Origin of the sequence: Aeromonas sp. FDAARGOS 1414, assembly GCF_019047065.1 — a bacterium.
GTDB lineage: Bacteria > Pseudomonadota > Gammaproteobacteria > Enterobacterales > Aeromonadaceae > Aeromonas > Aeromonas veronii_A.
Genome location: NZ_CP077210.1, coordinates 4,061,855 through 4,075,618, shown reverse-complemented (window position 1 = coordinate 4,075,618; position 13,764 = coordinate 4,061,855). Strand labels below are relative to the sequence as shown.

Sequence of the window (13,764 nt, the reverse complement as noted above, 5' to 3'; positions counted from 1 at the left end):
CAACATAACACACTCAAGGGTAACCAAAGCAAGGCCGACCAGATCCTTGCGAAACAAAAACAGGGCCATCAGGCCCTGTTTTTATGAGAGGAAGCATCAGGCTTCCATGGCATCTTTCAGCTTCTTGAGTGCGTTTTTCTCAAGCTGACGCACACGCTCGGCAGAGACGCCGTAGGTATCGGCCAGCTCCTGCAGAGTGGTCTTGCTGTCATCATCGAGCCAGCGGGCGCGGATGATGTGTTGGCTGCGCTCATCCAGGGTGGCGAGGGCAGAGCTCAGACGACGGGTGGCATGATCGTCCCAGTTGTCATTCTCGATGGTCGCGGCCAGATCGGAGGATTTATCCTCCAGATAGTGAACCGGAGCGAAACCGCCCTCTTCTTCATCATCACCAACCAGATCGAACGCCTGATCGTAGTTGGCCATCCGCGCTTCCATCTCGGTCACGTCAGCGGCAGAGACGCCGAGATCGGCCGCCACGGCCTGAACCTCTTCGTGGTTCAGCCAGCCCAGACGTTTTTTGGATTTGCGCAGGTTGAAGAAGAGCTTGCGCTGGGCCTTGGTGGTCGCCACCTTGACCATGCGCCAGTTGCGCAGGACATATTCGTGGATTTCGGCCTTGATCCAGTGCACTGCAAAGGAGACCAGACGCACGCCGACCGTCGGGTCGAAGCGCTTGACCGCCTTCATCAGGCCGATGTTGCCTTCCTGAACCAGATCGGCCTGAGGCAGGCCGTAACCGGCATAACTCTTGGCGACATGAACGACAAAGCGCAGGTGCGACATAACCAGCTGACGAGCAGCCTCGAGATCGCCATCCTGCTGCAAACGCTCAGCCAGTTCACGCTCTTCCTCTGCGCTCAGCACAGGAATAGAGTTTACTGCCTGGATATAGCCTTCCAGACTACCTTGCGGAATCAGAGCCATAGTGCGCTGCAATGAAGTTCCCATCTGTTACCTCTTACTTTTCAATCGAATCAGTCTAACACCCTGAGAGGGTCTGTCTACTGACCGGATGCCATTCTGCGGCGTGTATCAAAGAACATGCCCAGTTTTAGACCGGCTTATCTTAAGCCTGCAGGATGAATCATGAATGAACAGTCAAAAAAAGGGGGTCACAATGAAGGACCCCCGAAAAGTAGCATGCTAAGTCCATTGTTGCGGAGCTCGCAACCTTCACATGCTTGCCAAGTCTGACGAGCAAGGCAGAGGGGCCACACCCGTATAAATGCTTCAGCTTTAATAGACTGCTTATAAATCAGAAGGTTCACTGGATCTAGCGAAGATCCGGAAGATCATTGTTATTCAGAATACTCTGACTATGGGGGCCAAGCCAGAAACGGAGCCTCTTTTACTTGATCCACCTCTCAAAATCCAGCGATTTACTTTGATAATAAATTAATCAGGATGGCTCTATATCTCGAATGTGACGATGAACCGAAAACCAGGAAGCAATCAGCCCCAGCAAGGCCCCCAGCAGGATCAGGTTCACCCCATCTACCAGACCCATGCCAACCAGCCGGAAGTTACTGTTATACAAGCCCGCAAGCTCCTTCACCACCCCTTCGCTCCAGATCACCATCACCTCGGTCAGCCACCATGCCAGCATGCCGCCGATCACCCCGAACCAGATGCCGGTATAGAGGAAAGGGCGATGGATGAAGGCATCGGTTGCCCCCACCAGCTTGAGCACCTCGATCTCTGAACGCTGGTTGAGGATGTTGAGACGCAGGGTGTTGCCGACGATCAGCAGCACGGCGGAGAGCAGCAGCACGGCGATACCGGTAATGGTGTGACGCAGCAGGTTCATGATCCCCTGCAGGCGGGTCAGCCACTGCAGATCCAGCTTGCCCTGCTCGACCCCATCCTCATTGTTTAGCTTGCCGAGCAACTCGGCGGCCCCTTCCGGATTCTGCCAGCGCGGATCCGGAATGACGCTCAGCACCGGCGGTAGCGGGTTGCTGTCCAGATAATCGAGGGCATCGCCGAAACCGGAGATCTCGCGAAACTCCCGCAACGCATCGTCACGGCTCAGGTAGGTGACCGAATCCACCTCGGGATAGAGCAGGATCCTGTGCTGCAGATCGAGAATGCTCTGCTCCGGCAGATCCTTGCGCAGATAGAGGGAGATCTGGGAGCTGTTCTGCCAGCTCCCCTCCACCACCTCGGCGTTTTTCAACAATACGTGGAAGCAGGAGGGCAACGCCAGACTGACACCGAGCACCGCCAGCGTCATCAGGGAGGCGAGCGGATTTCGCCACAGCTCCCCGAGACTGGCAAACGCCTGCCGCACATGGTCAACCCCGTACATCATCAGACGACGCAGCGGCGGCTGCTTGTGACGAACGATAGCCATCAGAGCTCCTCCCCGGCCGAATACATGCGACCCGCCTTGAGGGTCAGGGTGCGATAGCGCATGCGGGCGATCAGCCCCAGATCGTGAGTAGCAATCAGTACAGAGACCCCAAAATTGTTGAACTCCTGAAATAGCCGCATGATATCCATGGAGAGCTGGGGATCCAGGTTGCCGGTCGGTTCATCCGCCAGCAGCAGCGGCGGCTTGTTGACGATGGCACGGGCGATGCCGACCCGCTGCTGTTCACCCCCGGAGAGCATCCGCGGCTGGTAACGCTCCTTGCCGAGCAACCCTACCTTGTCCAATGCCGCCGCCACCCGCTTGTTGATGTCCGCATGGCTGTAACCATCGATCACCAGCGGCAGCGCTACGTTGTCGAACACGGTGCGGTCCATCAGCAGGCGGTGATCCTGAAAGATCATCCCGATCTGGCGGCGAACATAGGGGATCTGGCTGCGCTGGATATGGCTGACATCATCACCATGAAAGAAGACGCGACCATCGGTCGGACGCTCCATCACGCTGATCAGTTTGAGGAGGGTACTCTTGCCCGCCCCCGAGTGCCCGGTCAGAAAGGCCATCTCTCCCTTGCGCAGGTGAAAGCTGACCTTTTGCAGCGCCTGATGGCCGCCGCTGTATACCTTGCTGACCTTGTCAAAACGAATCATAACGGTTCCCTGACATTGACAAACCCCGACCGAAGTCGGGGTATGGAACACTTAATCATCACGGCTGAGCTGACTCATCGCGGCTGAAGAGCGCCTCGATGAAATCGTTGGCAACGAAGGGACGCAGATCGTCGATCCCCTCGCCCACCCCGATATAGCGGATCGGGATCTGGAACTTGTCGGCCACCGCGAAGATGACGCCGCCCTTGGCGGTGCCATCCAGCTTGGTGAGGGTGATGCCGGTCAGGCCAACCGCCTCGCTGAACAGCTTGGCCTGGCTCAGGGCGTTCTGGCCGGTGCCGGCATCCAGCGTCAGCATGATCTCGTGGGGGGCCTCTTCATCCAGCTTCTTCATCACCCGTACTACCTTCTTGAGCTCTTCCATCAGGTTGCTCTTGTTCTGCAGGCGACCGGCTGTGTCGGCGATCAGCACGTCAGCCCCGCGGGAGCGGGCGGCCTCGATGGCGTCATAAATAACGGAGGCGGAGTCGGCACCGGTATGCTGGGCAATCACTGGAATGTTGTTGCGCTGGCCCCATACCTGCAGCTGCTCGACCGCAGCGGCACGGAAGGTGTCACCCGCTGCCAGCATCACGCTCTTGCCTTCAGCCTGGAACTGCTTGGCCAGCTTGCCGATGGTGGTAGTCTTGCCGACGCCATTCACGCCGACCATCAGGATCACGTAAGGCTTCTTGCTGGTGTCGATCATCAGCGGCTGCTCGACCTTGGCCAGCATCTCGCCCATATCCTGTTTGAGCAAACCGTAGAGCGCCTCGGCATCCTTGAGCTGCTTGCGATCCGCGTGCTGCACCAGCCCCTCGATGATACGAGTGGTGGTATCCACACCGAGATCGGCGGTCAGCAGCTGGGTTTCCAGCTCTTCAAACAGCTCATCGTCGATCTTCTTGCCACGGAACAGGCCGAAGAAACCGGAACCGATATTCTCCTTGGTGCGAACCAGACTGCGTTTGAGGCGAGCAAAGAAGCCCTCCCGCTGCGGTTTGTCCTGGGTGTCGTCGTCCACCTTGGCGGCCAACGGCAGGGCAGCCAGTGCGGCAGCCTCAGCCTCCATCGCGGCGACCAGGCGCATATCTTCCGCTCGCTGGGCCTCTTTGGCGATACGGGCTTCTTCCGCAGCCTGAGCTTCAGCGGCAATGCGAGCTTCTTCCGCGGCGCGAGCTTCAGCAGCAATGCGAGCTTCTTCCGCAGCACGGGCTTCGGCAGCAATACGAGCCTCTTCCGCAGCGCGAGCTTCAGCAGCAATACGAGCCTCTTCAGCCGCACGGGCTTCAGCGGCAATACGAGCCTCTTCCGCAGCACGGGCTTCGGCGGCAATGCGAGATTCTTCTGCGGCGCGAGCTTCGGCGGCGATACGAGCATCTTCTGCAGCGCGAGCCTCGGCGGCGATACGAGCATCTTCTGCAGCGCGAGCCTCGGCGGCGATACGAGCATCTTCTGCAGCGCGGGCTTCGGCAGCGATACGTGCCTCTTCCGCAGCGCGAGCTTCGGCAGCAATACGAGCCTCTTCGGCTGCCTTGACCTCAGCGGCTTGCGCTTCTGCGGCAGTGCGAGCGGCTTCAGCGGCACGCTCCTCTTCGGCGATCAGCGCTTCGTTGACGATCACCGGCTCCAAATCGGAGGCGCACTCCTCCACCACCAGTGGGCCGTGGTCGTCCAGCTCGGTCGGCAGGCAGCAATCATCTTGCAAAACGGAATTCTGTGCGCTGGCAGGCACTTCGGGGGCAACGGCCGGCGTACTATCGGAAACAGTGGTATCGGAAACGGGAGCGGGGGTAGCAGTGACCTCGGGCTCAACGGTAACGGGGGTGGCTTGGGGTGTCTGTGGTTGGACAGCCTCAGCCTCTTCTTTCTTGCGGCCGAAACCCAGCCAGGAAAACAAACCTTTTGCCATCTAAAAATACTCACATCAAAGGCTGACTGCTAAGATAGCCGTCCCTTGGCGGGTCGGCATAAAAATGAACCGCCTTATACTACCACTTTATTTTCTGACGATGAAACGCGATGCCCAGAGTGAAATCCAGCCGTAGCAACCCGAGCAAGAGTCCTGCCCCGCAAGGAAAATCGGGCTTTGTAAGAATCATCAGCGGCCAGTGGCGAGGCCGCAAATTGCCGGTCAAGGATGTGGAGGGGCTCAGACCCACCACGGATCGCGTCAAGGAAACCATCTTCAACTGGCTGGCCCCCCATATTCGCGGCACCCGCTGCCTGGATCTGTTTGCCGGCAGCGGCGGACTCGGACTGGAGGCGCTGTCGCGCTATGCCGAGCAGGTGACCCTGATCGAGATGGACAAAGGGGCCGCCGACCAGATCAAGAAGAACTTGGCCGCCCTCGGCAGCAGTCAGGGTCAGGTGATCCAGTCAGATGCAGTGAGCTGGCTGCAAGGCCCCGCCACTCCCTTCGATCTGGTCTTCCTCGATCCACCGTTTCGCCGCGAGCTGCTGCCGCAAGTGTGCGAACTGCTGGAGCAGCGCGGCTGGCTGGCACCGGACGCCCTCATCTATCTGGAGCGGGAAAAAGAGATGGCCGATCTAGCGCTGCCCGCCAGCTGGCAACTACTCAAGGACAAACAGGCCGGTCAGGTCTGCTATCAACTCTATCTAAGAGAGGTAAACAATGAAGCGAGTCTTTAATCTGTTGGCGATGGGGCTGATATTGTTCTTCTGGTTTGGCGTGCTGGTGAGCCTGATTGCCCCGCTGCCCGGCAAACTCAACGGCTTTCTGCCGGTCTGCGGCGTGATCGTCGCCCTGCTGCACTGGCTGCAGGCCAGCATGATCAAGGCGGCTTGCAAACGCTACTTCGCTGTCACCAAGGCCGAATTTGTCACTGTGCTGATCTTTGGTGTGTTTGGCATGGTCGACATTCGTCAGCGCCTGCAAGAGATCGTCAACGCCGCCCAGCGCGGCAATCTCTCGGACAAACCATAAAAGAAAAGGGGACGGCGGTAGCCGTCCCCTAGAGTCGTGTCGTCCTGTCCGTAGAACTGCAATGCTCCCTGCAATCCCTGACGTTATCCTAATCCTTTGGAATATCCCCTTTCCAATCCGTTGGCGTGTCCTGCGGCGTTCCTGGCCTGGCAATTCATCCTGAACTGCTTCCCTGTCTCCATCCTGGAGGTGTCCATTACCACGTCCTGTGGGGTTCCTTGCGTCTTCCTGACAGATAACCATCCGGGTTATCTCACTTCATCCTGAAGTATTCCTCTCGCATCCGGCGAGATCCTGTTCATCCTGAAGAACGAGGTTCCGTTCGTTCTACTCCCATCCCGAGAGTGTCCTGCCGCATCCCGCGGTGTTCCTTTATTCATCCGTGACGATAATCATCCTGATTATCGAGCTCATCCTGAGGTGTCCCTTGTCCACATCCTGCGGACTATTCCATCTTTATGCGCTGCCCTGCATCCTGCCGGACCAGCTCCGTCCTTGTGAGACCCATACTAAGGAAATGCGCCCCCCGAACAAGGGCCATCCGATGATAAAGATCCGATGCAGCTCCCATCCCAAAAAACAAACTTAAAAACTAACCCTTTAATATCAGTTGTTTATTTAGTTTCACGGGAAAGCTCGATCATTCTGGCATGGCTTCACGTACGGCTCAAAGCGCCAGCCTCTTACAGTCGCTATGGCAGATCTCTTACACGGGTTTCGCCTCCAAAAACGGGGCAGGAAAACGGTTCAATCCTGACGTTAAGACTTAAAAATTAGTTGAATAAATATGCTTAAAAAAACCGCAAAAAAAAGAGCCGAGACCAGGCTCGACTCTTCAACATTCCAATTTTTTAATCAGCTCAAGCGGTTGGCCGGATTGAGATAGGCCTTGCGCAACGATTCCGGTGCCAGCACCTCCAGTTCACCGCCGATATTGTTCAACCAGCTGCGAAACTCCGGGGTGTCCTGCACTTCGGTCTCCACCACCACGCTGCGCTTGTCATAGCGGGTCATGCGCGGATTGTTGCCGGGGATCTGGTTATCCACCAGCGACTGGCTGTTGGCATCGATCCGGCCGACGAAGCGGATCGGGCCGCTCACATCCTGATAGCCCTGATCGCGGATCAGTTTCTGGATATTGAAATCCTTCGGCTGGGTGGCGCTGAAGTTGGTCAGCTCCACGTTCTTGATATGGTCAAACGGGATGCCGTAGACCTTGGGATCCAGCTCGGACAGAGTGCAGAGCAGGATCGGGCCGTCCGGCTGATTGAGAATACCGAGCGGGTTGATACGGTCGTAGCAGAGCCACACGGTGCGCTCTTTGATCACGCGCTGGATCTCGGCACTGAACTTGCGACCACGCCAGAGCGCATCGCGGATCAGGGTGCTGCGACGGATCTCCGGGTTGCCGGCAAACGGGCGCGGTGACTGGTGGACACTCTCCAGCCAGCGTTCGGCCAGTTCACTCTGGCTGTCGCGGATCACCTGGCTCGCCTTGTCGACTAGCGGATTCAATTCAGTCAGTACACTCGCCGGCAACAGTTGGCTCGCCTGATCACTCCAGGTTTTCAGGGCCACCGCCAGCGAGAGCGGCATGATATTGGCAAAGTCGTTGAGGCCGTGGCGCTCGAAGCACCAGCCATGGGGTTTGCTGCGCTCGTCCGAGGTGAGGTCGAACAGTCCCATGCCGGACATCTCCTCCAGGTCCCGTTGCACGGTACGCAGACTGACATGGATGCCTTCCTCTTCCAGTTTTACCTGAAGTTGGCTGGCGGTCAGCTTGTAAGGGCGGTGCGGGATGCAACGCGCCAAGGTCAGTTGTCGTAACAGCTTCTTACTCATGGTGCATGCCTTCACTGGTTTAGCGTTGACTGTATGCTAGTCGCAACTTGCGACAGTCTATGTCGTAAGTTTTGTAGCGACAACTGTCGCCATTTTCATACAAAACTACACATACATTTGATTTTTAAGAAAAAACATGAATAAAAACGGCTAACTTGACGTTTTCAGACAAGCTAAGCGCATCGAAGAAAACTAAATGGAGAGGCAGGCTAACATAGAGGGACTTAGGATTCTTCTGAATCTTTTCTTTTGAGGTAGCCGGAGGGAGGCAATCCTCCCTCCCAGCCAAATCACATCAGCCACGACCAGGCTGACTTGGTGATGGCCGCACCGACCATGTAGCCAAACACCGCCAGTGCCGCCACACCGGCCACCAGCTTCTGGCCGCGGGCCGGACGCTTGAGCGCCATGACTCCCAGGCCGATATAGAGCACCAGTGCAATCAGCTTGGCCATCAGCCAGGGTTGTTGGCCGGGGCTCAACTGCAAGGCCACCGCCAGCAACACACCAAACAGCAGCAGGAAAGTGTCGTTGATATGCGGCAGGATCTTCAGCCACTTCTGCTGCAACCGATCGCTGCCGGCCAGCGCCAGACTCCAGCGATAGATAAAGAGCAGTAGACTGACCAGCGCCAGCGTCATATGCAGGTGTTTGAACATGGGATAATAGGCAATCATTTTGCTTCCTTGTCGTCGTCGGGTAGCCCGCTGTTCCAGTTGTGGGCATGGATACGCTCCTGCCCCTCCTCATCGTCTTGCAGCAGATCGGAGAGGATCTCCCGGTATTGCAGGCTCTTGTTGATATAAGTGTGTTCGTCGTCCAGATAGTTGACCTGCTCGCGCAACAGCCAGTTATCGTGCTGCTTGAAGGTCTGCCCCGCCCGCCAGGCCTGGTTGGCCCTAAACCCAAGCTGGGTCAGGGCTTCCACCCCCAGATCGACCGCAGAGCCCAGGGTTTCCCGGTGAACGCTCTCGACCCCGTGGCGCAGGATCTCGTGGGCGTGGGGCCGATCTAGCGCTCGCGCCAGGATCTTCAGGTGCGGGAAGTGCTTCTGCACCATCTCGATCACCGCCAGCGAGGTAGCCGGATCGTTGATGGAGAGCACCAGCAGCTTCGCCTTGTGCGCCCCTGCGGCATGGAGCAGGTCGATCCGGCTGGCATCGCCATAGAAGACCTGATAGCCGTACTTGCGCAGGGTCTCTATTTGGCTGGCATCCTGCTCGAGGATGGTGGTACCGATGCCGTGACCATGCAGCAGACGCCCCACGATCTGACCGAAGCGGCCGAAGCCCGCGATGATCACCGGATGCTCCACCAGCTCAGGTTGCTCATGCTGCGGTGCGTCGCTCTGGTTACGGTAATCGAACCAGGGCTGGATCACCCGATCGTTGAGGATCAGCAGCAGTGGGGTGAGCGCCATGGAGAGCGCTACCACCAGCGTCAGCAGCGAGATGGTCTCGCCGGGCAGCACCCGGTTTTGCGCGGCAAACGAAAAGAGCACGAAGGCAAACTCGCCCCCTTGCGCCAACGCCAGCGCGAAGGTCCAGCGCTGGCTCGGCGAGATGCGGATAATGAAGCCGAGCGCCATCAGCACCAGCCATTTGAGCACCATCAGGCCAACGACCAGAGTGGGTATCAGGAAGGGGTGCTCGGCAAACAGCCCGAAGTCGATCCCCGCCCCCACCGACATAAAGAACAGGCCGAGCAGCAAGCCCTTGAACGGCTCTATGTCCGCTTCCAACTCATGACGGTATTCGCTGTCGGCCAATACCACGCCAGCGAGGAATGAGCCGAGAGCGGGCGAGAGGCCGACCGACTCCATCAACACGGCGATGGCGATCACCAGCAGCAGGGCGGCAGCGACGAAGATCTCCCGCATATGGGACTGGGCAATGGCCCGGAACACCGGCCGCATCAGATAGTGGCCACCCAGCACGATGCCAGAGATAGCCGCCACCACCAGCAGGCCGTGCTGCCAGCCCGCCAGCTCGGAGCTGCCATTGTTGCTCACCGGCGCCATGGCCAGCAGCGGCAGGATCGCCAGGATCGGAATGACGGCGATGTCCTGAAACAGCAGCACCGCAAAGGCGGAGCGACCGCTCTCGCTCTGCATCAACTTGCGCTCCTGCAGGCTCTGCAACACGATGGCAGTGGAGGAGAGCGCCAGAATCAGGCCGATGGCCAACCCCTGTTGCAGCGGCAGACCGATCAGGTGCGCCACGCCGGTCAGCGCCGCCGTGGTGAGCAGCACCTGCAGGCCACCGGTGCCGAGGATCGGCCCTTTCAGCTGCCACAAGAGGGCCGGACGCAATTCAAGACCGACCAGAAACAGCATCAGCACCACGCCAAACTCGGCGAAGTGCATCACATCCTTCTGCTCCCCCACCAGCCCCAGCAGGAAGGGGCCTATGATGATCCCCGCCAGCAGATAACCGAGCACCGAGCCCAGCCCCCAGCGTTTGGCCAGCGGCACCGCGATAACGGCGGCGGAGAGATAGATAAAGGCATCAAACAGGATCCCGTGGCCCATCAGTCAGCCCTCCGTTTGAACGTCAGATCCGACTCATAAGCTCGACCAACAAGCTGTCCGTGTTTCATCAGAGCACCTCCAGCAGGTCGCGCAGATAAGGGCGCCCGGCCAGTTGCTCCGAGGTCAGCTGATCGTCACGCAGGGCGCAGAGCAACTGGCGGTAATCCTGACCGCAACGGCGCAGGGCGGCGGGATCCTTGATCTTGTGAAAGGAGTGCAGCACGAAAGGGGGCAGCCAGTTCATGCCGCACAAGGTGGCAGCCTGCTGAAATGGCAGCAGAAAATCGAGCAGCGGTCGGCTGTTGTAACCCTCGCTGCAGTAGGACTCCGGCGCCCCGCCGGTGGTGATGGCGCTCAACCACTGCTTGCCCTTGAGGGCGTGGGCCTCGGGGCCATAGGCATAGCCATACTCCAGCACCAGATCCATCCACTCCTTCATGATGGCCGGACAGGAGTACCAGTAAAACGGGTGCTGGAAGACGATGATGTCGTGCTCACAGAGCAGCGCCTGCTCCCGCTTCACATCGATAAACATGTCGGGATAGTGCTGATAGAGGTCGTGAACCGTGACCCCCTCCAGCCCCTCAATCGCCTGCAACAGCTGCTTGTTGGCCCGCGAGCTCTGCAGCGCGGGATGGGAAAAAATAACCAGAATGCGTTTCATGACCACATCACCCGAACAAAGCCTTGCGGTGCAAGGCGAGGTAAACAGAAAAGGGGAGTCTGGGGAGCTGCATCGTAAAGGTGCACAGGAGAGCGACCTTATCAGGAAGCGCCATAGCCTGCCAACTCGGGGATCAGCTCCCGCAGCGCCGGATTGAGGGTCTGGTGGGCGGGATAGCAGAGCCCAATCCGGCGAAACATCCGCGGCCCGCTCACCGGCAGGGTACAGAGCCCCGCCTCATCCTCGGCCAGCCCGTCCGGCAGAAAACTGATGCCGACCCCCGCCAGCACCAGCGCCATCACCAACCCCTTGCTCTCGGCCTTGGCCACCAGATTGAGGGTGAGCCGATCACAGGCCAGCAGGCCGATAGTCTGCTGGTGCGCTTCGCAGGGCGGGCACTCAATAAAATCATAATGTTGCAGCTCGGCCAGCTCGATCCTTTCGCGACTGGCCAGGGGATGGTCGACCGGCACGCAGAGCACGTAATCCTCCTCCCACAGCGGCAGAAAGATCTCGTCCTCCCGGCGCAAGGCATCCAGCGTCAAGCGGCAGTCAGCGGGCGTGGTGTAGTCGGAGAGGGTGAGATCCAGCTGCGGCAACACGCGCTGTATTTGCTGCAGCAGCCCGGCCACCCGGCGGCGACTCAAGTCCGGCATGATGGCGATATTGAGCCTCGCACGCGTCGCTTTCTGGCGAAACAGCTCTGGCAGACGGCGCGCCTCCTCCACCAGCTTGACTGCGTGAGGATAGAGATAGTGGGCCGGATCTTTCGCCACCACCCCTTTCTTGCCCCGGACAAACAGGCTGTCACCGAGCGCCTCTTCCAGCTGGCGCAGTCCCGCCGAGAGGGAGGGCTGGCTGACGTGGCAGCGCTCGGCCGCCGCCGTGATGTTCTTCTCTTCATAGATGGCGATGAAGAAACGCAGCAATCTCAAGTCCAGCATAAACCAACCATAGTTTTTTCAGATGATAACCAGCGGAAAACAATATTTATCACTTATAGATACAGTGACTATAGTGATTGGGTTCCGTGCTGGCCAGCCACCTGTTTGCTCAAACCGACTCTTGAATCAGAAGGAAAGACCCATGTCCAAATCTCTCGTCGTGATCACCGGCGCCTCCGCCGGGATCGGTGCCGCCATCGCCCGTGCCTTCTCTGCCGCCGGTCATCCGCTGCTGCTGCTGGCCCGCCGGGTCGAGCCGATGCAGGCGCTGAACCTGCCCGATACCCTCTGCATCGGGGTCGATGTGACCGACACCGCCGCCATGAAGGCCGCAGTCCAGCAGGCAGAAGCCAAATTTGGCCCGGTCGGCTGCATGGTCAACAACGCCGGCGTCATGCTGCTGGGTCAGGCAGATGTGCAGGATCCCGCCGAATGGCAGCAGATGCTCAACATCAACGTGATGGGGGTGCTGAACGGCGTCCACGCAGTGCTGGCAGGCATGAAGGAGCGCCGCAGCGGCACCATCATCAACATCAGCTCCATCGCCGGTCGCAAGACCTTCCCGAACCATGCTGCCTACTGCGCCACCAAGTTCGCCGTGCACGCCCTGACCGAGAACATCCGGGAAGAGGTGGCCGATGTCGGCGTGCGTATGGTGACCATTGCCCCGGGTGCGGTCGAGACCGAGCTGCTCAGCCACACCACTGACGAGAGCATCAAGGCCGGTTACCACGACTGGAAAGATCAGATGGGCGGCGTCATTGCACCGGAAGTGATCGCCGATGCCGTGCTCTACGCCTGGAACCAGCCTGCCAACGTCTGCGTGCGCGAGATCGTGCTGGCGGCGACCCGTCAGCAACCTTAATCCTGGCTGACTGACTCTATGGGGAGGGCTTGACCCTCCCCCGGGGCACAGGGTTACCATGTGCCCCTTGTTATTTTCGAGTCATTCCATGGTTCTCACCCGTCGCCAACTCGCTCACGCCCGTCGCTGGCTCCCCTTGTGGAGTCTGGTGCTGGTGTTGATGTCGTTTGGCAGTCGGGCCGCAACCGACCTCTGTACCCTGACCACCCACTGCAGCCAGAGCGAGCGAACCCTGGAAAAAGCAATGCCCTGCGGCAGCTTTACCACCGCCCTCTCGATGACGCTGGTAGGCAGCGACAGCCTGACGGTCGCCGTGCTGGAACCGGATACCCCCGACTTCGCCTCCCCCTCTCTCTTTATGCCGGACGCTCCGTGCGAGCGGCTCGAACGTCCCCCACGCACCCGGACCTGAAACGCATCCCGTATCGGGCATCTTTTCTTTCAATCTGAGGTGAGTGATGTACAAACCCCTGTTACTGGCCATGCTGGCCGGTACCGTCAGCTTTTCGGCTCTCGCGGCCGAGAAGATGACCGTCTACAAATCCAAATATTGTGGCTGTTGCCAAAGCTGGAACGAGCACATGGAGCAGAATGGCTTCGAACTGGAAGTCATCGAAACCGAACAGCTCGGCGCAGTGAAGCAGCAATACGGTATCGCGCCGGAACTGGCCTCTTGCCATACCGGTATCGTAAATGGCTATGTGATCGAGGGGCATGTACCGGCCGCCGATGTGCAGAAGCTGCTCAGGGAAAAACCGGCGATCCGGGGCCTGACCATTCCGGGCATGCCCCAGAGTGCGCCGGGCATGGATATTCCGGGCCATCCCTATGAGGTACTGAGTATCAGCAACGAGGGCGCGACCAACCGCTGGTCGAGCTACCCAGGCTGACGAAAACTGGCCATGAGAGGGCACTCCCATATCATGTGAGGCACACCTGAGCGGACTC

At 58.9% G+C, this 13,764-nt stretch carries 14 protein-coding genes; 5 read left to right on the top strand and 9 right to left on the bottom strand.

The genetic code is table 11. The annotated features are described in order from the left end of the window. Positions 1–96 precede the first annotated feature (96 nt). The 4 genes from rpoH to ftsY all read right to left on the bottom strand — a co-directional run bounded on the left by rpoH (position 97) and on the right by ftsY (position 4,936). Complete coding sequence (gene rpoH / locus I6L44_RS18490) at positions 97–951, bottom strand: RNA polymerase sigma factor RpoH (RefSeq protein ID WP_005339997.1); 855 nt, start codon at positions 949–951, stop codon at positions 97–99. A 451-nt stretch (positions 952–1,402) separates the two neighbouring features. Further along, positions 1,403–2,356 (bottom strand): permease-like cell division protein FtsX, encoded by a 954-nt coding sequence (ftsX, locus tag I6L44_RS18485; RefSeq protein WP_005342860.1) that lies wholly within the window; start codon positions 2,354–2,356, stop codon positions 1,403–1,405. Continuing rightward, positions 2,356–3,024, bottom strand: coding sequence for a cell division ATP-binding protein FtsE (gene ftsE / locus I6L44_RS18480; RefSeq protein ID WP_005339995.1), 669 nt, complete (start codon positions 3,022–3,024; stop codon positions 2,356–2,358). Before ftsE ends, ftsX begins: the two co-directional genes overlap by 1 nt. A gap of 58 nt (positions 3,025–3,082) precedes the next feature. Further along, positions 3,083–4,936 carry a signal recognition particle-docking protein FtsY gene (gene ftsY / locus I6L44_RS18475; RefSeq protein WP_216952735.1) on the bottom strand — a complete coding sequence of 618 codons (1,854 nt, stop codon included), beginning with the start codon at positions 4,934–4,936 and terminating at the stop codon, positions 3,083–3,085. 110 nt (positions 4,937–5,046) lie between these two features. Between ftsY and rsmD the strand changes: the two genes are divergently transcribed. After that, entirely contained in the window at positions 5,047–5,676 is a 630-nt protein-coding gene (gene rsmD / locus I6L44_RS18470) for a 16S rRNA (guanine(966)-N(2))-methyltransferase RsmD (protein WP_075112753.1), read from the top strand. Continuing rightward, on the top strand, positions 5,660–5,971 hold the full coding sequence (locus tag I6L44_RS18465; RefSeq protein ID WP_005342853.1) for a DUF1145 domain-containing protein: 312 nt from the start codon (positions 5,660–5,662) through the stop codon (positions 5,969–5,971). Before rsmD ends, I6L44_RS18465 begins: the two co-directional genes overlap by 17 nt. Before the next feature lie 855 nt (positions 5,972–6,826). Here I6L44_RS18465 and I6L44_RS18460 read toward each other — a convergent pair. From I6L44_RS18460 to I6L44_RS18440, 5 genes are all read right to left on the bottom strand, one after another. Continuing rightward, positions 6,827–7,813, bottom strand: coding sequence for a YafY family protein (locus I6L44_RS18460; protein WP_005339987.1), 987 nt, complete (start codon positions 7,811–7,813; stop codon positions 6,827–6,829). Positions 7,814–8,103: 290 nt separating this feature from the next. Beyond that, positions 8,104–8,490: a SirB2 family protein gene (locus tag I6L44_RS18455; protein ID WP_042081419.1), complete on the bottom strand. Its 387-nt coding sequence runs from the start codon at positions 8,488–8,490 to the stop codon at positions 8,104–8,106. Beyond that, positions 8,487–10,343 (bottom strand): monovalent cation:proton antiporter-2 (CPA2) family protein, encoded by a 1,857-nt coding sequence (locus tag I6L44_RS18450; protein ID WP_216952734.1) that lies wholly within the window; start codon positions 10,341–10,343, stop codon positions 8,487–8,489. The genes I6L44_RS18455 and I6L44_RS18450 overlap by 4 nt, the downstream gene beginning before the upstream one ends. A 67-nt stretch (positions 10,344–10,410) precedes the next feature. Further along, a complete protein-coding gene (locus tag I6L44_RS18445; protein ID WP_139405081.1) occupies positions 10,411–11,007 on the bottom strand; it encodes an NAD(P)H-dependent oxidoreductase in 597 nt (198 codons plus the stop codon). Between the two features lie 101 nt (positions 11,008–11,108). Then, the gene (locus tag I6L44_RS18440; RefSeq protein WP_216952733.1) at positions 11,109–11,951 is read right to left on the bottom strand and encodes a LysR family transcriptional regulator; all 843 of its coding nucleotides are present in this window, start codon (positions 11,949–11,951) and stop codon (positions 11,109–11,111) included. A gap of 142 nt (positions 11,952–12,093) precedes the next feature. On the opposite strand from I6L44_RS18440, the gene I6L44_RS18435 reads away from it, so the two are divergent. From I6L44_RS18435 to I6L44_RS18425, 3 genes are all read left to right on the top strand, one after another. Further along, positions 12,094–12,816 carry an SDR family oxidoreductase gene (locus I6L44_RS18435; RefSeq protein ID WP_005348556.1) on the top strand — a complete coding sequence of 241 codons (723 nt, stop codon included), beginning with the start codon at positions 12,094–12,096 and terminating at the stop codon, positions 12,814–12,816. An 88-nt stretch (positions 12,817–12,904) separates the two neighbouring features. After that, positions 12,905–13,228 carry a hypothetical protein gene (locus I6L44_RS18430; RefSeq protein WP_204420131.1) on the top strand — a complete coding sequence of 108 codons (324 nt, stop codon included), beginning with the start codon at positions 12,905–12,907 and terminating at the stop codon, positions 13,226–13,228. Positions 13,229–13,274: 46 nt separating this feature from the next. After that, entirely contained in the window at positions 13,275–13,706 is a 432-nt protein-coding gene (locus I6L44_RS18425; protein ID WP_005339953.1) for a DUF411 domain-containing protein, read from the top strand. Positions 13,707–13,764: the final 58 nt, after the last annotated feature.

What these genes read in the sequence shown, in the direction of transcription:
- rpoH (WP_005339997.1), bottom strand. Translation starts at nt 951, where the DNA reads ATGGGAACTTCATTGCAGCGCACTATGGCTCTGATTCCGCAAGGTAGT.
- ftsX (WP_005342860.1), bottom strand. Translation starts at nt 2,356, where the DNA reads ATGGCTATCGTTCGTCACAAGCAGCCGCCGCTGCGTCGTCTGATGATG.
- ftsE (WP_005339995.1), bottom strand. Translation starts at nt 3,024, where the DNA reads ATGATTCGTTTTGACAAGGTCAGCAAGGTATACAGCGGCGGCCATCAG.
- ftsY (WP_216952735.1), bottom strand. Translation starts at nt 4,936, where the DNA reads ATGGCAAAAGGTTTGTTTTCCTGGCTGGGTTTCGGCCGCAAGAAAGAA.
- rsmD (WP_075112753.1), top strand. Translation starts at nt 5,047, where the DNA reads ATGCCCAGAGTGAAATCCAGCCGTAGCAACCCGAGCAAGAGTCCTGCC.
- I6L44_RS18465 (WP_005342853.1), top strand. Translation starts at nt 5,660, where the DNA reads ATGAAGCGAGTCTTTAATCTGTTGGCGATGGGGCTGATATTGTTCTTC.
- I6L44_RS18460 (WP_005339987.1), bottom strand. Translation starts at nt 7,813, where the DNA reads ATGAGTAAGAAGCTGTTACGACAACTGACCTTGGCGCGTTGCATCCCG.
- I6L44_RS18455 (WP_042081419.1), bottom strand. Translation starts at nt 8,490, where the DNA reads ATGATTGCCTATTATCCCATGTTCAAACACCTGCATATGACGCTGGCG.
- I6L44_RS18450 (WP_216952734.1), bottom strand. Translation starts at nt 10,343, where the DNA reads ATGGGCCACGGGATCCTGTTTGATGCCTTTATCTATCTCTCCGCCGCC.
- I6L44_RS18445 (WP_139405081.1), bottom strand. Translation starts at nt 11,007, where the DNA reads ATGAAACGCATTCTGGTTATTTTTTCCCATCCCGCGCTGCAGAGCTCG.
- I6L44_RS18440 (WP_216952733.1), bottom strand. Translation starts at nt 11,951, where the DNA reads ATGCTGGACTTGAGATTGCTGCGTTTCTTCATCGCCATCTATGAAGAG.
- I6L44_RS18435 (WP_005348556.1), top strand. Translation starts at nt 12,094, where the DNA reads ATGTCCAAATCTCTCGTCGTGATCACCGGCGCCTCCGCCGGGATCGGT.
- I6L44_RS18430 (WP_204420131.1), top strand. Translation starts at nt 12,905, where the DNA reads ATGGTTCTCACCCGTCGCCAACTCGCTCACGCCCGTCGCTGGCTCCCC.
- I6L44_RS18425 (WP_005339953.1), top strand. Translation starts at nt 13,275, where the DNA reads ATGTACAAACCCCTGTTACTGGCCATGCTGGCCGGTACCGTCAGCTTT.